The sequence below is a fragment of the Streptomyces sp. NPDC006610 genome (assembly GCF_040611575.1).
Classification (GTDB): domain Bacteria; phylum Actinomycetota; class Actinomycetes; order Streptomycetales; family Streptomycetaceae; genus Streptomyces.
In genome coordinates this window covers 1-18,843 of record NZ_JBEXOP010000009.1, presented here as the reverse complement: position 1 = coordinate 18,843, position 18,843 = coordinate 1, and the positions used below count along the sequence as shown (strand labels likewise).

The window sequence follows — 18,843 nt, the reverse complement described above, 5'->3', positions numbered from 1 at the left end:
TGGCCAACAGGAACAAGGGAGTACCCGTGCGCAACGCAAGACGCAACAACACCGGCGGGCTGTCGCGGCGTCAGGTCCTGGCCGCGGCCGGTTTCGCGGGGCTCGCGTCGGTCACCGGCTGCGGCAGCGGCGACGACGGCGGGGGCGGCAAGGACCTGTCGAAGAAGCAGAACGGCGCGATGAAGGAGTACCGGGCCGGGCAGCAGTTCAAGGCGTCGAAACCCCTCGACTTCGACCTGCTGCACAACGACAACCCGGTCTACCCGCTCAAGCGCGACTGGCTGTTCTGGAAGGAGCTGACCCGCCGCACCGGCGTCACCCTGAAGCCGATCGGCGTCCCGCTCAGCGACTACGAGAAGAAGCGCAGCGTCATGATCGGCGCCGGTGACGCGCCTTTCCTGATCCCGAAGACGTACCACCCCTCGGAGGTCGCGTTCGTGGCGTCCGGGGCGATCCTCCCGGTCAGCGACTACGTGCATCTGATGCCCAACTTCCGCGCGAAGGTGAGGCAGTGGAAGCTGGAGCCGGAGCTGGACTCCATCCGCCAGTCCGACGGCAAGTTCTACCTGCTGCCCGGCCTGCACGAGAGGGTCCGGTCGAACTACTCGCTGGCGCTGCGCACGGACGTCCTGGAGCGGCTCGGGCTGGCCCTGCCGACCACCTGGGACGAGGTGCACCAGGTGTTCCGGGCGATCAAGGAGGAGTATCCCGACCGCTACCCCTTCACCGACCGCTGGAGCACCAACACGCCCTTCCCGGTGGGCGCGCTGATGAGCTACCTCGGCCAGTCGTTCGGCGTCCGGGCCGGCTGGACGTACGACAACATCAGCTTCGACTCCCAGGCGGAGAAGTTCGTCTTCACCGGCGCGACGGACGGCTTCCACCACGTCGTGGAGTTCTTGCACAAGCTGGTCGCCGAGAAGCTGATGGATCCCGAGAGCTTCACGCAGACCGACGACGAGGCGGTGCAGAAGCTCCTCGGTGAGAAGGCGTTCGCGATCAGCGCCAACCCGCAGGAGCTGGTGCAGAACTACCGCTTCAACCTGGAGAAGCAGGTCGAGGGCGCGAAGATCGAGATGATCCCGGTGCCGCTCGGCCCGGCCGGTCCGGTGGTGCTGGGCGGCGCGCGGCTGGAGAACGGCGTGATGATCTCCAGCAGGGCGCTCGAGAGCGACAGCTTCGTCGCGCTGATGCAGTTCGTGGACTGGCTGTATTACTCGGACGAGGGCCAGCGGTTCGCCAAGTGGGGCGTCGAGGACGTTACCTACACCCGCTCCGGCAGCCGGTACGCGCTCAAGCCCGGCATCAGTCTGATGGGCTCCGACCCGGACGCGCCCAAGGACCTGCAGAAGGACTACGGCTTCTTCAACGGCGTGTTCACCTACGGCGGCAGCTGGGAGCTGGTGTCCTCGTCGTTCGGCCCGGACGAGAAGAGGTTCCAGGACGCCATGGTGGTGCGCGAGCAGCTCCCGGTGGCCCCGGCCCACCCTCTGCAGTCCGTCGAGCAGGAGCAGGCCTCGCTCTGGGAGACCCCGCTGCGCGACCACGTCACCCAGAACACCCTGAAGTTCGCCCTCGGCAAGCGCCCGCTGTCCGAGTGGGGCGCGTACGTCTCGGAGTTGAAGGCGAAGAACATGCAGCAGCTGGTTGACCTGCACAACAAGGCGTACGAACGCTTCCGGAAGGAGAACGGGTGATCCGCGTCCCCGCGGCGCCGGCCGGCCGCCACCCCGACGCCGGGCACGCCCGCGCCGGGGCCGGGGCCGGGCGGCCCGGCCCGACGCCGCGCCGCGGCCGGCGCCACCGGGCCTTCCCCGCCCTCCCGGGGCCGGCCGCCGGGGGCCCGCGGTGAGCGCCTCGCAGGCGTCGTTCGGCGCCGGCCCCCTGTCGCGGGCCGCCGCCCTGGTCCACACCGTCGTCACGGTCGAGGCGCTGCTCCTCCTGGCCGCCTCCCCGGGCCTGGCAGGTCTGTTCCTCCTCCGCCCGGACACCGCCGGCCTCCCCCTGGCGGCGTGCTGTCTGCTGCCGCTGGGCCCGGCCCTGTCCGCCGCCCTGTACGCCCTCCACCACCGCGGCCACGACCTCACCGACCTCCACCCGGCGCGCACCTACTGGCGGGGCTGGCGGCTCAACGCGTTGCCGGCGCTGAAGCTGTGGGCGCCCCTGCTGGCCTGGCTGACCGTGATCGCCTTCACGCTCACCCACTTCGCCGCCACCGGTCTGCCCGGCTGGTGGGCCGTACTGCTCGCGGGGATCGGGGCCGGCTCCCTGCTGTGGGGCGCACACGCCCTCGTGCTGACGTCCCTGTTCGCCTTCCGGGCCCGCGACACGGCCCGCCTCGCCGCGTACTTCCTGCTCCGGCACGGCCGCGCCACCCTGGCCGCGGCCTCGCTGCTCGTCCTGACCGCCGCCGGCACCGCCCTGCTGACCGAGGCCCTGCCCGCCCTGCTGGCCGCCCCGCTGCTGCTGTCGCTGCTGCACGGCAGCCGCCCGGTCATCGCCGAGACCCGGAAGGACTTCACCGTGTGACCGGGACCGGGAGCCGCCGGTCCGGGAAGCACGCGCGCTCCACGGACGGGCTCGCGCTCAGTGGATGGGCCTGCTCCGCTCGTCGGGCACGCCGGACTTGCGGAAGAAGTACGTGTTGATCTGGTCGCGCCACTCGCGGGCGCTGTGCAGCTGCTCCTCGTAGAGCTCGGCGACCCGCGCGTGGCGGGCGGGTTCGACCAGATGGGCGAGCGAGGCCCATACCTCGCGGGCCGCCTCGACCTCCTCGACGCCCTCGAAGTGGGTGTCGTAGATGTGCTGGATCACGGTCCGGCCGCTGTGCAGCACGTGCCCGTAGGGGACGTGGTGGAAGAACAGCAGCAGTTCGTCGGGGCAGGTGCCGGGCGACTCGTACAGGTCCGCCCACGGCTCGGCGTACTGCCCGGCGTATCCGGTGCCGGTGGCGCGGGACCGGTCGACGCCGACGCCGTCCCGGTCGGCGAAGTGGTAGGTGCCCCAGGGGCTGTACTCGTAGCCGTCCACGCTCGGCCCGTAGTGGTGCCCCGGCTGCACCATGAAGCCCACGCCGAGCGGTGCGGTGTACTTCTCGTACGTCCGCCAGGACCCGTCGAGGACCGTGTGCAGGCCGTCGGTCAGCCGCTGCGGGGCGTCCGGGTGGGTGAGGCGGATCCACTCGCCGAGCAGGGCGCGCGGGTCGGCGCCGGGCTGCCAGGCGAGCCGTCCGAACGTGTACAGGTTGGCCTGGGCGAGCGGGTGGCCGGTCCAGAAGGGGTCGTCGCCGGCGTTGGACACGGCGACGAGCCCGCCGCGCGCCAGCTCCCCCACGGTGGCGCCCCGCCCGTCCGGACGGAAGCGCAGCACCTCGCTCCACATGGGCCCCAGCCAGCACGCGTGCCGCTGCTGCCCGGTGTACTCCTGGGTGACCTGGGCCTCGACCGCGAGCCGGGTGCGGGGCATCGCTCCGATCAGCGGCGAGACGGGCTCGCGCACCTGGAAGTCCATCGGCCCGTGCTTGACCTGGAGCACGGCGTTGGGGGCGAACTCGCCGTCCAGCGGCACGAAGTGGTCGTGGGCGGCACGGGCCCGGTCCGTGGTCCGGTCCCGCCAGTCCTGGCGGTGGTCGTAGACGAACGCCCGCCAGTGCACGGTGCCGCCGTACGGGGCGAGCGCGGCGGCCAGCATGTTGGCGCCGTCGGCGTGGCTGCGGCCGTAGGCGAACGGGCCGGGCTGACCCTCCGAGTCGGCCTTGACGACGAATCCGCCGAAGTCGGGTATCGCCTGGTAGACGCGGCGGGTCGCGTCGGCCCACCACCGCCGCACCGCCGGGTCCAGCGGATCGGCGGTGTCCTCCCCGCCCAGCACGACCGGCGCGGCGAACGTCACCGACAGGTGGGTGCGGATGCCGTAGGGACGCAACGCGCGCGCGATGTCGGCGACTTCACCGATCCGGTCGGTCAGCAGACGCGCCTCGGTCTCGTGCACGTTGACGTTGTTCACGGTGATCGCGTTGATCCCGCAGGCGGCGAGCAGCCTGCCGTAGGCCCGCACCCGCTCCGACTCGCCGCGTGCCCGCCCGTCAGCCCAGAACAGCGACCCGCCCGCGTAACCCCGCTCGACCTGGCCCATGACCGGATGCACGGCCACGTTGTCCCAGTGGTCCAGCATTCGCAGGCCGACGGCCGGACGGTGCGTCTCGGGCGGCCACGCGCCGCGGAAGGCGTCCTCGCCTAGCCGGACGACGTGGAAGAGGCCGTACAGCAGTCCGGCGGGTCCGGCGGCGGTCACGGTGGTGGTGCCGTCGCGGCGGGAGCAGGTGAACTCCTCCCCCTCCGGGCCCTTCGCGTCCCCGGCCTCCAGCACGAGGTCGTGTGCGGGCGTCGCCGCGCCTGCGTCGTCGCTCGTCATCTGCCCGCCGAACCGGGCGCAGGCATCGGCCACTTCAGCGTGCACGGCGTCCACCGGCGGCCCCGAGCCGCGGATCAGCGTCCGCCGTGAGCCGAGCGGCCGGAAGACGGCCGGCGGGAGCCAGGCGGGGTCGACGCCCTCGGGCAGCACGGGCACGCGCGCGGGCAGCGGCATGAGGCCTCCCAGGTCGGGTGCGGGGCCCGGTGGTTCCCGCTCGGGCGGGCACGTCACGAACGTACCCGGGGGCGGGCGGGGAAACGCGTGTGCCGGCTGGGGAGTTCGTCAGCCGAGGAGGCCGCCCAGCGCCGTCGCGAGCGCCTGGCCGCCCTCCGCCACGACCGTGCCCGCGACCGGGGCCGGCAGCGTCTGGGCGGCGGCCCGCAAAGGCGCCTCGTTGGAGCCCGGGGGGTCTTCGAGGCGGCTGTCGACGTCCGACGCGACGGCCGTCAGGGTGTCCGCCAGTGGCAGTTCGGCGCGGTGCCGGGCGATGTCGTCCCGGAAACGGTCGAGCAGGGCGCGGACGTCCTCGATGGCCGAGGCACGGACGTCTCCGGTGGCGGCCGTCCGGCCGGGCGGCCTGCCGTGTTCAGCGGCCGAAGGTGTCGATGCCGGAGACGAGCCAGCGGCCGTCGCGCAGTACGACGTCCACGGCGAGCATCGCCCCGGCGTACGTGCCGCGGTCGGCCCCCTCGCCTGCGGCGTCCTTGGTGCCGGCGGTGCTGACGCTGCTCTGGTCGGCGTAGACCAGGACGCGGGCGCGGTCGCCGTCGATGCGTTCGACCGCGCTGTCCGTGACCGTGGTGGTGATCACCGCCTTCTGCTGCCGGGCGCCGGCCCGGACGGCGTCGAGCAGGGTCCGGTGCTGGGCGACGGCCCGGCCCGTGAGCAGTTCCCGGGCGGCCTTCTCGAAGGCGGCGGGGTCGGCGTGGTCGTAGGAGAAGAGCGCGGCGACGGCCTTGGCCGTCTGTCCCTTGATCTCGCTGGTGCGGGCGGCGTCGGTCAGGGCCGTGTTGCGTGTCGCCGGGTCGTCCCGCAGACTCTCGGCGCGTGCGTGCGCCCAGCCGGCGAAGCCGCCGAGGGCGAGGGTCAGCAGGCACAGCAGCACCAGGGAGAGCGGGGCCTGCGGCCGGGAGCGGGGTCTTGTGCGCTCGCGCCCGCCGTCCGTGGGCGCGGGTGGGGCGGCGGCACGCTTCGGGAGTACGGCGACACGGGCGGCGCCCGCGGGGGTGGGCAGGGGCGTCCGGGTCGCCTCGCGGGCCTGGCGGCGGCGCCGGCTGTTGATGTGGTGTCGGGTCGTCGGCATGGCGTGTCGTCCTCTCGTGCGGCGGCCGGGGTCAGCCGGCCGGGGTGCCGCCGACGGGGGCCTGGCCCAGGGCGCTGAGCTTCCACCGGCCGCCCGTGCGGGTGAGTTCGCCGAGCATGCGGCTGTCCTTGTCGGTGCTCGCGTCTCCGGGCGCCTTCACCGTGACCCGCAGGGCGACCAGGATGCGGGCGCGGCCGGCCCGGTCGTCCAGTTCGGTGACGGCGCCGGACAGGACGCGGGCCGTGGTGACGGTCTTCGCGCTCCGCACCTGGTCGGCGAACTCCTCGCGTCCGGCCACCAATTGGTCGTGGAGTTCGCCGGTCGTGGACGACTCCCACAGGTCCAGGCCCCGGTCGAGGCTGCGGTGGTCCAGGGTGTTGAGGTTCTGGACGGCCTGCTCACCGGCGGCGAGGGCCTGGTCGCGCTGGGCGGCGTAGGCGGCCGAGTCGTCGTGCGCGGCGTCGTACCAGCCCCAGCCCGTCCACGCCGCGAACCCGCCCGCGACGAGGGTGAGGGCGAGGGCTGCCACGACCGGCAGTGACCGGAACGCTGCCGAGGCGCGTGCTGTGCGCTGCATGGTGGTCTCCCCTCTCCGCCGCGCGTTCAGCGGGCCTTGATGTCGGCGATCCGCCACCGGTCGTTCTGCCGGCGGACGGTGACGGTGAGCTGGGCCGCCGCGGTGGTGGGCTCCTCCTTGCCGCGGTGGGAGATCTGGTCGAGGAAGACGAGCAACGTCGCCGTGTCGCCGTCCAGTTCGACCACTCCCGTACGGACGGCCTGGGTGCTCAGGGTGACGCGCTGCCCGGCGAGGTCGGCGCGGACCCGCTCCATCAGCTCGGCGTACTGGCGGGCCGCGCGTCCGGTGAGGACGGAGCGCGCGGACCGCTCGGTGGCGGCGAGGCCGTCCGGCGCGTACGAGAAGACGCGGGCGAGGGCGCTGCCGACGTCCCCGGCGACGCGGGTGGTGGCCTCGGTGTCGGTCAGCGCGCGGTTGCGCGCCGACGGATCGGTCCTCAGCTCGTGGGCGTGGTGGAAGAATCCGCAGCCGGCGAGGACCAGCGCGACGGCGGCCGTGGCCGGGGCGGCGCGCCGCAGGCGAGTGCGTGACGGGCGCGGGGCGCTCGCTTCCTTCCCCTGCTCGCCCTCGGTCCCGTCGCCCCCGGCCACGGTGTCGGCGTCCGGAGCGCCCCCGGCCCCGTCGCCCTGGGCGACGGTCTCGGCGTCCGGGCCGTCGCCGGCCTCGTCCCGCGGCCGCCGGATGTGCAGGAGCCGTGTCATCGGCCGTCGTCCTCCCCCGCCGTCCGCGCGAGCGGTACGGCGCTCAGTGCCCTGACCTTCCACTCCCCGTCGCCCGTGCGGGCCAGGACGGCCTCCAGGCGTTTGCGGTCCGTGGTCGGCGTCTTCGCGCCGGCCGGCGTGACCTCCACGCGCACGGTCGCGATGAGCTTCGCCGTGCCGGACCGGGTGTCCAGGGCGGTGACGGCGGCCTCGGTGACCGTGCCCCGCGCGGATGCGCCCGACCTGGCCTCGGTGCGGGCCAGTTCGTCGCCGAGCGGGCCGGTCGAGGCGGCGCGCCAGGCCCGGATGCCCGCCCGGGCGCGCTGCGGGGACGAGGCGTCGAGGGTGTGGAGCACGGCCAGGGCCTCGCGCCCGTCGGCCAGCGCCGCGTCGCGTGCCCGGCCGTGGGCGAGGGAGTCGTCGCCCCGCGCCTGGGCGTAGCTCCATGCGCCCGCCCCGCAGAAGCCCAGCGCCAGCGCCAGCATCGTGCCCGTGAGCAGTCGGCCCCGTGTCATCGGCCCGCCCCCGGGTCCGGGACCAGCAGCCCGGCCAGGCCGTCCGGGCGGATGCTCCCGCCCGTCCCCGGCAGGGCGAGCGCGCCCGGCAGCGACGCGGCGGGTGCGCCGGTCCCGGCCCGGCTGCTGCCCGAGGGCAGGGAGCCGGGCCTGGCCGGCGCGGGAACCGGTCCGCCCCTGGGGGCGTTGGCAGAGCCGCGGACGTTGACCCCGCTCGCGGCCGGCGCGGTGCAGGACGCGCCGGTGTTGAGGGCGGGGGCGGTGCCCAGGTCGAGGCCGTTGCGGTAGCGGGTGCCGCCGTAACCGGCGGTGCAGGGCAAGGGCTTGAAGAAGGTGACGGCCAGGCCGAGCCGCATCTTTCCTCCCTCGACGGCGGTGGCGCCGGCGGAGACGGCCGCCGGGTACTTCACGAGGAGTTCCTCCAGGCCGCGTTGGCGGGTGACCGCGATCTCGGAGGTGGTGAGCAGGTTGGCGAGGACGACGCCCAGGCTGGGGTCGAGGTCCTGGAGGAGGCCGCTGACCTGGGTCGCGGCATCGGGGGTCACGGTGAGCAGTCGGCGCAGGTCGGCGTCGGAGCCCTTGAGGGCGCGGGCGAGTTCCTCGGCGCCGGTGGCGAAGCCGCGGATGGCCTCGGCCTCCTCCGCCTGGGTGCGCAGGACGGTCTCGGCGTCCGTGATCAGCCGGGTCGTGGTCGGCAGGGCGCGGTCGGCGGCCTCGATGAAGGCGCTGCCGTTGTCCAGCAGCGCCTCCAGGTCGTCGCCGTGGCCCTCGAAGACCTTGCCGAACTCGTCCACTACCGTGCGCAGATCCTCCAGCGGCACCGACGTGGTCAGGTCGTTGACGCCGGTGAGGACGTCGGTGACGGGCGCGGGCACCTCGGTGTCGGACCGCTCGATGCGCGCGCCGTCGGCGAGGTAAGGGCCGCCGTCGCTGTCGGGGCGCAGGTCGATGTACTGTTCGCCGACCGCGGACAGCCCTGCCACCACCGCCCGCGTGTCGGCGGGGATGCGGGGCGCGGACTTCTTGATGCGCAGTTCGGCGACGACCCCGTCCGCCGTGAGGTCGATCGGCCCCACCCGGCCGACCGACACGCCCCGGTAGGTGACGTCCGAGTGGGTGAACAGACCTCCGGTGCGCGGCAGTTCCACGTCCACGGTGTAGTGGTCGGCGACGCCGACGTACCGGCCGAGGTCGGCGTAGCGGATGCCGAGGAAGCCGAGGACGAGGACGGCGATGACGAGGAAGGCGAGGTTCTTCAGCCGTACGGCGAGGGTGATCATCCCGGTTCGCCTCCTGTTCCCGTCGGCGCGGACACCGACGGCAGCGGCACGGGCGGGGACGCCGGCCTCCCCTCGCCGGAGGGCTTCTTCGCCGTTCCCCGCGGCACCAGGGGCGGAATCACCTGCGTGCCGGGGACGGCTGCCATGGTCAGGTACACGTTGAGGTAGTCGCCGCGGACGCCGCGCAGCACCTCGTCGGTGAACGGGTACGTCAGCAGCACCTGGAGGGAGTCGGGGAGGTCGGCGCCCGCGTCGGCGAGCGCCTCGAGGGTGGGCGCGAGGGCCTTGAGGTCGGCGATCATGTCGTCCTTGCTCGCGTCGACGGTGGCGACGGCGACGCCGGACAGGGTGTCCAGGGAGCGCAGCATCGTCAGCAGCGAACCGCGCTGCTCCTCCAGGGTCTTCAGGCCGGGCGAGAGGTCGGTGAGGACGGTGCGGACGTCGTCGTCGCGGTCGGCGAGCGTCGCGGCGAGCCGGTTGACGGCGTCGAGGGCGCCGGTGATGTCGCCGCGGTGGGCGTCGAGGTCGGCGACCAGTTCCTCGACCCGTTCGAGCATGGAGCGCACCTCGGGTTCGCGCCCGCCGAGGGCGGCGTTGAGCTCCCGTGTGATGGTCCTGAGCTGGTTGACGCCGCCGCCGTTGAGGAGCAGGGACAGGGCGCCGAAGACCTCCTCGACCTCGGTGTTGCGGCCGGTGCGGGAGACGGGGATGACGCTGCCGTCGCGGAGCCGTTCGGCGGTGGCCGGTTCGGTGGGCGCGACGAGCTGGACGTACTTCTCGCCGAGGAGGCTGGACTGTTCGAGACGGGCGCCGGCGTCGGCGGGCAGCCGCACGTCGCCGTTGATCTTCATGGTGACGCGGGCGGACCAGTCGTCGCCCAGGCGGATGCCGGTGACGCGGCCGACGGCGACGTCGTTGACCTTGACGGCGGCCTGCGGGACCAGGCTGAGGGCGTCCTGCAGTTCGGCGGTGACGGTGTAGGGGCGGGGGCCGAGGTCGGCGCCGCCGGGCAGCGGCAGGTCCTCGATGCCGTCGAAGCGCGGGAGGGGGACGGACAGCGCGCCGACGGCCAGGGTGAACCCGAGACCGAGGGCCAGCAGTCCGCCGATGCCGAGCCCGGTGCCCGCGGCCACGCCGCGCGCCGTGAACGCTGCGCGCCTCACCGCCGCTCCTCCCCCGCGGGCGCCGGATCGCCGCTCTGCGACCCCCCGGTCGCGGGCAGGGGCAGCAGCGGTCCGCCCATGCTGATCTCGTTGAGGTTGGCCCGCCCGTCGAGCGTGCCGGTGCGGGGGTTGTAGGCGCCGACGACGTTGCCCGCGGCGAGCGGCGCCACGTCCAGGGCCTCGGCGAGCGAGGCCCGCTGCCGGACCAGGGTCTCGGTGATCGGCACCAGCCGTTCGGTGTTCTTCTTCAGCTCGCCCCGGTTGTCCTCGATGAAGGTCTTGACCCGGCCGAGGGCGGTGCCGAGTTCCTCCAGGGCGCCCGCCAGGTCGTCCTTGTTGTCGGCGAAGAACGTCACGACCGTGTCCAGCCGCTCCTGTGCCGTGCGCACGTCGCCGTCCTTCTCCTTGAGCATGGTGGTGAACGACTGCAGCCTGGCGAGCGTGGCGAAGAGTTCCTCGCTGGAGCCGTCGAGGGTCTTGGCCGCCTTGCCGAACTCCTCGATGCTGTCGCCGATCGCCTCACCGTTGCCGTCGAGGTTGGCGGCGCCGGTCGTCAGCAGCTCGGACAGGGCGCCGGCGGAGTTGGCGCCGTCGGGGCCGAGGGCCTTGCTCAGGTCGGTGATGGAGGCGTAGAGCTGGTCGATCTCGACCGGGATGCGGTTGCGGTCGGCGGGCAGCACCGCGCCGTCGGCGAGGGCGGGCCCGGACCGGTAGGCGGGGGTGAGCTGCACGAAGCGGTCGGCGACGACGCTGGGGGCGACCACCACGGCCCGCGCTCCCCGGGGCACCCGTACGCCCTCGTCGACCGCCAGTTCCACCCGCACCCGGGTGCCCTGCGGCCGCACCGACTCCACCTCGCCGACCCGGACGCCGAGGATGCGCAGGTCGGACCCGGCGTAGATGCCGACGGCCCGGTCGAAGTAGGCGGTCAGGCGCAGGCCGGTGTCGTCGAGGGCCCGCACGGCGGCCAGTCCGGCGGCGACGACGGCGAGGGCGATTGCCGCCGCGAGGAGTCTGCTGCGCCTGCTCATCGCTCACCGCTTCCCGGGGCCTGCGCCGGCTGCTTCGGCGGCATGCATCCGCTCTCCGGCCGGGACTGTGCGGGCAGGTAGTCGCGGGGCACGACCCCGCAGAGATAGCTGTCGAACCAGCGGCCGTTGCCGAGGGTGTTGCCGATCAGCCGGTAGTAGGGGCCGACCAGTGCCAGGGTCCGGTCGAGCTGGTCGGTGTTGCGCTCCAGGACCGTGGTGACGCGGCCGAGCGCCTTGAGGGTGGGGCCGAGTTGGCGGTTGTTGTCCTGGACCAGGCCGTCGAGTTCGGTGGCGAGGGCGCGGCTGCCCTCCAGCAGGGCGTCGATGGCGTCGCGGCGGTCCTGGAGTTCGCCGAGGAGGGAGCCGCCGTCCTCGACGAGGGTCTCGAAGCTGGACTTCTTGTTCTCCAGGGTCCGGCTGAACCGGGCGCTGCCGTCCAGGAGTTGCGACAGCTCCCGGTCCCGCTTCGACACGGACTCGGACAGGTCGGACAGTCCGGTGGCGGCCTTGCGGACGTGCGGCGGCGAGTTCTCGAAGGTCTTCGAGATGGTCTCGAAGCTCTCCGCGAGCCGGCGGGTGTCGATGGCGTCGACGGTCCCGCTGAGGTCCTGCAGCGCCTGGGTCACGTCGTACGGCGAGGTGGTGCGGGCCAGGGGGATGCGGGCGCCGGGGTCCTGGCGGGCCGTGCCGAGCGGGTCGAGGGCGAGGTACTTGTCGCCGAGCAGCGTCTTGACGGCGATGGCCGCAGTGGTGCGGTCGCCGATCCAGGCATCCTCGACCTCGAAGCCGACCTTGACCCGGTCGCGGTCCAGCGCGACGCCGGTGACCTCGCCGACCTTGACGCCGGCGATCCGCACCTCGTCGCCCACGTCGAGGCCGGCCGCCTCGGAGAAGTCGGCGCTGTAGGCGGTGCCGCCGGACAGGGAAAGCCGGTCGGCGTTGTAGGCGAGCAGGGTCAGCAGCGCCGGCAGGAGCAGGCCGACGAGCGCCACGGCGACGGGGTCGCGTTCCTTGACGGGCTTGAGTCTCATGCGCCGCACCTCGCTTCGGTGACCGCGATCCCGGTCGGCGGGCGGGAGCCGTCCGAGGTGCCGACCCCGCCGACCCGGGCCTCGCAGAGGTAGAGGTTGAACCAGGAGCCGTACGACGACAGGCGGGCCAGCGCGGTCATCTTGGCGGGCGTCCGGGCGAGGAAGTCCTCGATGCGCCCGGTGGCGTCGCCGAGGTTGCGGGAGAGGCGGCCCAGTTCGCGGATGTCCTCCTTGAGCGGCTCGCGTCCCTCGTCCAGGAGGCCGGCGGTCACCGTGGTCAGCTCGCCCATGGCGGTGACGGCCCTGCCCAGCGGCTCGCGGTCCTCGTTGAAGCCGGAGACCAGCCTGCGCAGCGTGTCGACCAGGTCGTCGAAGTCGGCCTCGCGGTCGTTGAGGCTGGTCAGCACCGTGTTCAGGTGGGCCACGACCTCGCCGATCACCTTGTCCTTGGCGGCGACGGTCGTGCTGAGCGAGCCGATGTGCCGCACGAGGCTGTCGACGGTGGCGCCCTCGCCCTGCAGCACCTGCACGATGGAGCCGGCGAGTTCGTTGACGTCCTTCGGGGAGAGCCCTTCGAACAGCGGCTTGAAGCCGTTGAAGAGGAGGGTCAGGTCCAGGGCGGGCGCGGTGCGGTCGAGGGGGATGGTGTCGCCGCCGGCGAGGGAGCCGGCGAGGTCTCCGGTGCCGCGGTCCAGGGCGATGTAGCGCTGGCCGACCATGTTGAGGTACTTCACGGCGGCGGTCGTGGAGCGGGGCAGGGTGCGGTCCTCGTCGACGGTGAAGGTGACCTGTGCGGTGCGCCGTTCGACCACGCGGACGTCGGTGACCTCGCCGACCTCGACGCCGGAGATGCGTACGCTGTCGCCGGCGACGAGGCCGGTGACGTCGGTGAACAGCGCCTTGTAGGAGCGGCTGCCGTCGCCGACGCCGGTGCCGGCGACGCTCAGACCGAGCACGGTCGTGGCCGTCGCGGTCACCAGCAGGAAGGCGAGGGACTTCAGCAGGGGGCCGGTCAGGGGGCGGCGGCGGGTGTGCGCGGAGCGCTCGGTGCGGTCCTTGCCGTGCCGGGGTCTCATCGCAGCGTCACCTCCGAGCCGCGCAGCACGGGGCCGGCGAGCAGGCTGCTCCAGTCCGGCAGGTCGGCGGGGCGTTTCCCGGCGCCGGGCGCGAGCAGTTCGTTGACCAGGTCGTTCTCCTGCGGGGAGTTGGCGGGCCCGAGGTCCTGGGCGGCGGACGCGGGGGGCTGCGCGGCCGGTTCGGCGGGCACGCCGAGGTAGGGGACGGGGTGGCAGCGGGGGCCTCCGCCGGCGTCGTACGACGGGGTGTCCCGGCCGGGGACGTAGGCGCCGCGGGAGGGCACGGTGGTGACGTCGACCCGCAGTCCGGGCCGGTCCGTGCCCTTGCCGAGCGCCTTGTCCATGGCGGGGACGAAGTCGGCGAGGGTGCGCAGGGTGCAGGGGAAGGACGGGGAGTACTCGGCGAGCAGTTCCAGGGTGGGCCGGGAAGCGGCGGAGAGCCGGATGATGGTGCGCTCGTTCGCCCGCAGGAAGGCCGTCAGGTCCTCGGCGGCCCGGGTGGTGGCGCCGAAGGCGCCGGCCAGTTCGCTCTCCTTCTCGGCGAGGGTGCCGCTGGTGGTGGTGAAGTCGGTGAGCGCCGTGAGGACCTCGGGTGCGGCGTCGGCGTAGAGGTGGCCGACCTTCACGAGTTCCTTCAGGTCGCGGTTGAGGGCCGGCAGATGGGGATTGAACTCGCGCAGGTGCGCGTCGAGCCGGGTGAGCGTGGCGCCGAGCCGCTCGCCGCGGCCCTCCAGCGCCCGGGACACGGCGGACAGGGTCGCGGACAGCTTCTGCGGCTGGACGGCGGTGAGCATCGGCAGCACGTTGTCGAGGACCTGCTGCAGTTCGACGGCGTTCGCGGAGCGGTCCTGCGGGATGACCGCGCCTGCGGCGAGCCGCTCGACGGTGGGCCGCTCGGGCGGGACGAGGGCGACGAACCGCTCGCCGAACAGGGTCGTCGGCAGCATCTGCGCGCTCACGTCGGCCGGTATGTCGGCGAGGGCGCCGGGGCTCAGGGCGAGGGTGAGCCGGGCTCCGTCGTCGGTGGCGTCGATGGCGCGGACCTCGCCGACGACGACGCCGCGCAGCTTGACCTCGGCGCCCAGGTGCATCTCGTTGCCGACGCTGCCGGTCTCCACGACGACCCGGGCGGAGTCGGTGAACCTCTTGTCGTAGACGGCGACGGCCAGCCACACCAGCAGGGCGGGCGCCAGCAGGAACACCACCCCGGCGAGCCGGCGGCGCAGCGTCGCGCCTCGGGATTCGCTCATCTCAACCCGCCACCTTCACGGTCGTGGTGGCGCCCCACAGGGCGAGCGACAGGAAGAAGTCGGTGACGCTGATCAGCACGATGGCGTTGCGCACCGACCGGCCGACGGCGACGCCGACGCCCGCCGGGCCGCCGGTGGCACGGTAGCCGTAGTAGCAGTGGGCGACGACCACCATCACGCTGAAGATCAGCACCTTGAGCACGGACAGCAGGACGTCCGTGGGCGACAGGAACAGGTTGAAGTAGTGGTCGTAGGTGCCCGCGGACTGGCCGTTGAAGAGGACCGTGACATAGCGGGACGCCAGGTAGGAGGAGAGCAGTCCGATCGCGTAGAGCGGGACGATGGCGACGACGCCGGCGATGATGCGGGTGGTGACCAGGTAGGGCAGGGAGCGGATGCCCATGCCCTCCAGGGCGTCGACCTCCTCGTTGATCCGCATGGCGCCGAGCTGCGCGGTGAAGCCGGCGCCGACGGTCGCGGACAGGGCGAGCCCGGCGACGAGGGGGGCGATCTCACGGGTGTTGAAGTACGCGGAGACGAACCCGGTGAACGCGGCGGTGCCGATCTGGTCCAGGGCCGCGTACCCCTGGAGTCCGACGACCGTCCCGGTGAACAGGGTCATCGCGATCATCACGCCGATGGTGCCGCCGATGACGCCGAGACCGCCGGTGCCGAACGCGACCTCGGCGAGCAGCCGCTGCACCTCCCTGAAGTAGCGGACGAGGGTGCGCGGGACCCACAGCAGCGAGCGGGCGTAGAAGAGGAGCTGGTCCCCGGAGCGGTCCAGCCACAGGAGCGGGGAGGCCACGGGCGTCAGCCTCCCTTCGGCGGGACGAGTTGGAGGTAGACGGCCGTCATCACCATGTTGACGAAGAACAGCAGGAGGAAGGTGATGACGACCGACTGGTTGACCGCGTCGCCGACGCCCTTGGGGCCGCCGCGCGGGTTCAGTCCGCGGTAGGCGGCGACGATGCCCGCGATGAAGCCGAAGACCAGGGCCTTGAGTTCGCTGATGTAGAGGTCGGGCAGCTGGGCGAGGGCGGAGAAGCTGGAGAGGTAGGCGCCGGGGGTGCCGTTCTGCAGGAAGACGTTGAAGACGTAGCCGCCGGCGATGCCGACCACCGAGACCAGGCCGTTGAGCAGGACGGCCACGCCCATGGTGGCCAGCACCCGGGGCACGACCAGGCGTTGCACGGGTGAGACGCCCATGACCTCCATGGCGTCCAGTTCCTCGCGGATCGTGCGGGAGCCGAGGTCGGCGCAGATCGCGGAGCCCCCGGCGCCGGCGATGAGCAGGGCGACGATGAGCGGACTCGCCTGCTGGACGACGGCGAGGACGCTCGCGCCGCCGGTGAACGACTGGGCGCCCAACTGCTCGGTGAGAGAGCCGACCTGGAGGGCGATGACGGCGCCGAACGGGATGGACACGAGCGCGGCGGGCAGGATGGTGACGCTGGCGACGAACCAGAACTGCTCGACGAACTCCCGGAACTGGAACGGTCTTCTGAACACCGCGCGGCCGACCTCGGCGGCGAGGGCGAAGAGCTGCCCGGTCTGCCGCAGGGCCCCGGTGATCATGCGCCGCTCCCGGACGTGGGGAGCGGGGTGGTCACGGGGAGCGGGGTGGCGGCGTAGGAGCTCTCGATGGCGGCGCGGGCGGCGGGTGGCAGCCGGTCGAGCAGGGACAGGACGCGTTCGCGGCGCCGGGTGACGGCCCGGCGGGGCGGGAGGCCCGGGGAGGGCTCCAGTTGCGGGACGATCCGTCGCGGCGTCGTCTGCCCGGCGCGGGGGGCGGCGGCCTCGGCGGCGAGAGTGGCGGCGTCCTTCTCCTCCGACATGCCGATCGGGCCTTCGCGCCGGCCGTCGAGGAACTGGGAGACGACCGGCTCCTCACTGGTGAGCAGGACCTCGCGCGGGCCGAAGGTGACCAGTTCGCGCCGGAAGAGCATGCCCATGTTGTCGGGGACCGTGGCGGCGATGTCGAGGTTGTGGGTGACGATCAGCATCGTCGCGTCGGTGCGGGCGTTGAGGTCGATCAGCAGCTGGGAGAGGTAGGCGGTGCGCACCGGGTCGAGTCCCGAGTCGGGTTCGTCGCACAGGATGATCTGGGGGTCGAGCACCAGGGCGCGGGCGAGGCCGGCGCGTTTGCGCATCCCGCCGCTGATCTCCCCGGGCAGCTTGCCCTCCGCGCCGAGGAGGCCGACCACCTCGATCCGCTCCATGACGATGCGGCGGATCTCCGACTCCTTCTTACGGGTGTGCTCGCGCAGCGGAAAGGCGATGTTGTCGAAAACGGACATCGAACCGAATAGGGCGCCGTCCTGGAACATGAGCCCGAAGAGTTTCCGGGTCTCGTATATATCGCGCTCCGGACTGTTCACCATGTCCACCCCATTGATGAGGACACGGCCGCGCTCCGGTTTGAGCAACCCTATGAGCGACTTGAGGAATACGGTCTTTCCGGTGCCGGACGGACCGAGCATCACGCTGACCTCTCCGGCGGGCAGGGTGAGTGTGACGTCCTGCCAGATCCGCTGCCTGCCGAACGACTTGGTCAGGCCCTCGACCACGACTTCGATTCCCACATCACCTCCCGGGGGATCGGGCCGGCGTACCCGGCGCGGCGCACGTCAGGCCGGTGCGACGCGTGATCAGCGCCGGCCTCCGCAGGTTACGGTCGAGTAACCTGGGCGGGCAAGAGCCGATTCCCAGTTTTCCCCCGGAGTTCGGCGGGGCCGCCGCCGACCTGTCACCGCGGACACAAAACCGCGCACCGGATTTGTCATCGGGTGAGAAACCGCCGCGTCGGCGAACACCCCTGCCGGACGACCCGCCTTGGCAGCGCATGACTAAAACGCTCCGCGGACCGCTCACTCCGCCGCAGATGTTTTCCGTTCCACAAAGAATCTTGGTCTGCTCCATTGTTCGGCTAAGTTTCCCGCAAGTAACGTCGATGCTCGCGGCCGAGGTTTCCGAGCCGCGGACCGTCCGTTCTCCCTCACTCAGTCAGAACGCGGTCCCCCTCTGCCGGCCAATCCACAAGGAGAGTCCCGGAGTCATGAAAAAGCCCATGAAGAGAATCGCCGTCGTGGCGGGCGCGGGTGCGGCCGCGTTCGGCATGGCCGTCGCTCCCGCCTCCGCGGTGCCGTCCACGGTGTGGACCGTCACCCCGTCCCCCGCCAACTACACGGCGACCAACAGCGGGAACATCGTGCTGACCGCCAACATCCCGATGACGTGCACGACGTCGACCGCGTCGGGCACCATGCAGAGCGCCACCGGCAACCCGGCGACGGTCGCCTCCATCAGCGCCATCAACTTCGGCACCAGCACCTCGCCGTGCACCAGCGTCCTCGGCAACGTCACCACCGTGGCGACCACGCCGTGGACGGTCGTGGCGCAGGACTACACCGCCTCGACGGGCGTCACCAAGGGCTACGTGGGCAACGTCAAGGCGAAGGTGACCGCCGGCGCCTGCGTGTTCAACGTGCAGGGCAAGGCCTCCGCCACCTACACCAACTCCACCGGGATCCTGGCGGTCAACAGCGTCTCCGGTGAACTGACCGTCACCTCCGCCTCCGGCTGCGGCACGGTGGTCACCACCGCCACCAAGCCCACCTTCCGGGGCAACTACGCGGTGAAGGTCACCGGCACCAGCACCATTCCGAAGATCGTCGGCACCAACCCGTAAGCCACGGGCGGCTCGCGGCGGTCCGGCCGGCGATCCCGGCCGGGCGCGCGGGCTGCCCGCACGTCACCGGGCGCGGCCCGCCGAGCATCGGAGCAAGAGATGAGGGGTTCCCGCAGCGCCGTCCGGCCGCCGGCGCGGTCCCGCGCCCGCAGCGCGGCGATCGCCGCGTTCGTCGTGCTGGCCGCCACCTTCCCGGCCACGGCCGTCGCCGTCGGCACGCAGGACGTCGACACCGCGCTGCCGTACGTGTGCGCCCTGCCGTCCGGGGAGCGCTCGGTGACGGTGCGGGTCCTGGCCGCCCTTCCCGACCGGGCGGACGTCGGCGAGGAGATCCGGCCGGCGGACGTCGCCGCCAGCGTCGAGTTCCCGCAGCAGGCGGTCGCGGACCTCGCCGCGCTCGGGGCGGCGGGCGTCCGGGCCGAGACCCGGCTCGACGTCGGCCTCACGCAGCACGGCGCCACCGCGCGCGCCACCTGGCGGGGTACCGGGGAGCCGGTCCCGCTGCCGCCGTCCGGGCCGCTGACCCTCACCGCGACGGGCGAGGTGCCGACCGTGACCGGGCACGGGGCGGGCGAACTCACCCTCACCGCCGGCGACCTGGCCGTCGACCTGGCGCTCCGCCCGGCCGACGGCGCAGCGGCCCCCGGCCCCACGGACGGCGCCACCGCCGACCCCGGCGCGGTCGCCGGCGCGTTAGGCCGCGCCCCCCGGCCGGCCCCGCGCACCCGCGGGGGCACCCGCCCCCGGGGCGCCCCGCTCCGGGGGCCGCTGGCCCCCCGACACGGACGACCCATAGGGCGTGCACCCGGAAG

At 73.0% G+C, this 18,843-nt stretch carries 18 protein-coding genes; 4 read left to right on the top strand and 14 right to left on the bottom strand.

Annotated elements, in window-relative coordinates; genetic code table 11:
• Nucleotides 1-26 precede the first annotated feature (26 nt).
• Entirely contained in the window at nucleotides 27-1,697 is a 1,671-nt protein-coding gene (locus tag ABZY13_RS09645) for an extracellular solute-binding protein (protein ID WP_356628568.1), read from the top strand.
• 151 nt (nucleotides 1,698-1,848) lie between these two features.
• Nucleotides 1,849-2,529 carry a hypothetical protein gene (locus tag ABZY13_RS09640; RefSeq protein ID WP_356628566.1) on the top strand — a complete coding sequence of 227 codons (681 nt, stop codon included), beginning with the start codon at nucleotides 1,849-1,851 and terminating at the stop codon, nucleotides 2,527-2,529.
• Between the two features lie 57 nt (nucleotides 2,530-2,586).
• On the opposite strand, the gene ABZY13_RS09635 is transcribed toward ABZY13_RS09640, so the two are convergent.
• From ABZY13_RS09635 to ABZY13_RS09570, 14 genes are all read right to left on the bottom strand, one after another.
• Nucleotides 2,587-4,587 (bottom strand): alpha-glucuronidase, encoded by a 2,001-nt coding sequence (locus ABZY13_RS09635; protein ID WP_356628564.1) that lies wholly within the window; start codon nucleotides 4,585-4,587, stop codon nucleotides 2,587-2,589.
• Nucleotides 4,588-4,999: 412 nt separating this feature from the next.
• Nucleotides 5,000-5,716: a hypothetical protein gene (locus ABZY13_RS09630; RefSeq protein WP_356628562.1), complete on the bottom strand. Its 717-nt coding sequence runs from the start codon at nucleotides 5,714-5,716 to the stop codon at nucleotides 5,000-5,002.
• Nucleotides 5,717-5,747: 31 nt separating this feature from the next.
• Complete coding sequence (locus ABZY13_RS09625; protein WP_356628560.1) at nucleotides 5,748-6,293, bottom strand: nuclear transport factor 2 family protein; 546 nt, start codon at nucleotides 6,291-6,293, stop codon at nucleotides 5,748-5,750.
• Between the two features lie 26 nt (nucleotides 6,294-6,319).
• Complete coding sequence (locus tag ABZY13_RS09620; protein ID WP_356628558.1) at nucleotides 6,320-6,994, bottom strand: hypothetical protein; 675 nt, start codon at nucleotides 6,992-6,994, stop codon at nucleotides 6,320-6,322.
• Nucleotides 6,991-7,509, bottom strand: coding sequence for a hypothetical protein (locus ABZY13_RS09615; protein WP_356628556.1), 519 nt, complete (start codon nucleotides 7,507-7,509; stop codon nucleotides 6,991-6,993). The genes ABZY13_RS09620 and ABZY13_RS09615 overlap by 4 nt, the downstream gene beginning before the upstream one ends.
• Nucleotides 7,506-8,789 (bottom strand): MlaD family protein, encoded by a 1,284-nt coding sequence (locus ABZY13_RS09610; protein ID WP_356628554.1) that lies wholly within the window; start codon nucleotides 8,787-8,789, stop codon nucleotides 7,506-7,508. The genes ABZY13_RS09615 and ABZY13_RS09610 overlap by 4 nt, the downstream gene beginning before the upstream one ends.
• Nucleotides 8,786-9,952 carry an MCE family protein gene (locus ABZY13_RS09605; protein WP_356628552.1) on the bottom strand — a complete coding sequence of 389 codons (1,167 nt, stop codon included), beginning with the start codon at nucleotides 9,950-9,952 and terminating at the stop codon, nucleotides 8,786-8,788. Before ABZY13_RS09605 ends, ABZY13_RS09610 begins: the two co-directional genes overlap by 4 nt.
• On the bottom strand, nucleotides 9,949-10,983 hold the full coding sequence (locus ABZY13_RS09600) for an MCE family protein (protein WP_356628550.1): 1,035 nt from the start codon (nucleotides 10,981-10,983) through the stop codon (nucleotides 9,949-9,951). The genes ABZY13_RS09605 and ABZY13_RS09600 overlap by 4 nt, the downstream gene beginning before the upstream one ends.
• Nucleotides 10,980-12,014, bottom strand: a complete 1,035-nt coding sequence (locus tag ABZY13_RS09595; RefSeq protein WP_356628548.1) for an MCE family protein — start codon at nucleotides 12,012-12,014, stop codon at nucleotides 10,980-10,982. Before ABZY13_RS09595 ends, ABZY13_RS09600 begins: the two co-directional genes overlap by 4 nt.
• Nucleotides 12,011-13,090, bottom strand: coding sequence for an MCE family protein (locus ABZY13_RS09590; protein WP_356628546.1), 1,080 nt, complete (start codon nucleotides 13,088-13,090; stop codon nucleotides 12,011-12,013). Before ABZY13_RS09590 ends, ABZY13_RS09595 begins: the two co-directional genes overlap by 4 nt.
• A complete protein-coding gene (locus tag ABZY13_RS09585; protein WP_356628544.1) occupies nucleotides 13,087-14,340 on the bottom strand; it encodes an MCE family protein in 1,254 nt (417 codons plus the stop codon). The genes ABZY13_RS09590 and ABZY13_RS09585 overlap by 4 nt, the downstream gene beginning before the upstream one ends.
• 1 nt (nucleotide 14,341) lies before the next feature.
• The gene (locus tag ABZY13_RS09580; protein WP_356628542.1) at nucleotides 14,342-15,148 is read right to left on the bottom strand and encodes an ABC transporter permease; all 807 of its coding nucleotides are present in this window, start codon (nucleotides 15,146-15,148) and stop codon (nucleotides 14,342-14,344) included.
• Between the two features lie 5 nt (nucleotides 15,149-15,153).
• Entirely contained in the window at nucleotides 15,154-15,918 is a 765-nt protein-coding gene (locus ABZY13_RS09575) for an ABC transporter permease (RefSeq protein ID WP_356628540.1), read from the bottom strand.
• The gene (locus ABZY13_RS09570; protein WP_356628538.1) at nucleotides 15,915-16,925 is read right to left on the bottom strand and encodes an ATP-binding cassette domain-containing protein; all 1,011 of its coding nucleotides are present in this window, start codon (nucleotides 16,923-16,925) and stop codon (nucleotides 15,915-15,917) included. The genes ABZY13_RS09575 and ABZY13_RS09570 overlap by 4 nt, the downstream gene beginning before the upstream one ends.
• Before the next feature lie 473 nt (nucleotides 16,926-17,398).
• On the opposite strand from ABZY13_RS09570, the gene ABZY13_RS09565 reads away from it, so the two are divergent.
• Together ABZY13_RS09565 and ABZY13_RS09560 are read left to right on the top strand one after the other, a co-directional pair.
• Nucleotides 17,399-18,031, top strand: a complete 633-nt coding sequence (locus ABZY13_RS09565) for a hypothetical protein (protein ID WP_356628536.1) — start codon at nucleotides 17,399-17,401, stop codon at nucleotides 18,029-18,031.
• A gap of 99 nt (nucleotides 18,032-18,130) precedes the next feature.
• The coding region (locus ABZY13_RS09560; RefSeq protein ID WP_356628534.1) for a DUF6801 domain-containing protein at nucleotides 18,131-18,843 on the top strand (713 nt) is incomplete at its 3' end.

What these genes read in the sequence shown, in the direction of transcription:
- ABZY13_RS09625 (WP_356628560.1), bottom strand. Translation starts at nt 6,293, where the DNA reads ATGCAGCGCACAGCACGCGCCTCGGCAGCGTTCCGGTCACTGCCGGTC.
- ABZY13_RS09600 (WP_356628550.1), bottom strand. Translation starts at nt 10,983, where the DNA reads ATGAGCAGGCGCAGCAGACTCCTCGCGGCGGCAATCGCCCTCGCCGTC.
- ABZY13_RS09590 (WP_356628546.1), bottom strand. Translation starts at nt 13,090, where the DNA reads ATGAGACCCCGGCACGGCAAGGACCGCACCGAGCGCTCCGCGCACACC.
- ABZY13_RS09620 (WP_356628558.1), bottom strand. Translation starts at nt 6,994, where the DNA reads ATGACACGGCTCCTGCACATCCGGCGGCCGCGGGACGAGGCCGGCGAC.
- ABZY13_RS09565 (WP_356628536.1), top strand. Translation starts at nt 17,399, where the DNA reads ATGAAAAAGCCCATGAAGAGAATCGCCGTCGTGGCGGGCGCGGGTGCG.
- ABZY13_RS09630 (WP_356628562.1), bottom strand. Translation starts at nt 5,716, where the DNA reads ATGCCGACGACCCGACACCACATCAACAGCCGGCGCCGCCGCCAGGCC.
- ABZY13_RS09585 (WP_356628544.1), bottom strand. Translation starts at nt 14,340, where the DNA reads ATGAGCGAATCCCGAGGCGCGACGCTGCGCCGCCGGCTCGCCGGGGTG.
- ABZY13_RS09615 (WP_356628556.1), bottom strand. Translation starts at nt 7,509, where the DNA reads ATGACACGGGGCCGACTGCTCACGGGCACGATGCTGGCGCTGGCGCTG.
- ABZY13_RS09575 (WP_356628540.1), bottom strand. Translation starts at nt 15,918, where the DNA reads ATGATCACCGGGGCCCTGCGGCAGACCGGGCAGCTCTTCGCCCTCGCC.
- ABZY13_RS09595 (WP_356628548.1), bottom strand. Translation starts at nt 12,014, where the DNA reads ATGAGACTCAAGCCCGTCAAGGAACGCGACCCCGTCGCCGTGGCGCTC.
- ABZY13_RS09635 (WP_356628564.1), bottom strand. Translation starts at nt 4,587, where the DNA reads ATGCCGCTGCCCGCGCGCGTGCCCGTGCTGCCCGAGGGCGTCGACCCC.
- ABZY13_RS09610 (WP_356628554.1), bottom strand. Translation starts at nt 8,789, where the DNA reads ATGATCACCCTCGCCGTACGGCTGAAGAACCTCGCCTTCCTCGTCATC.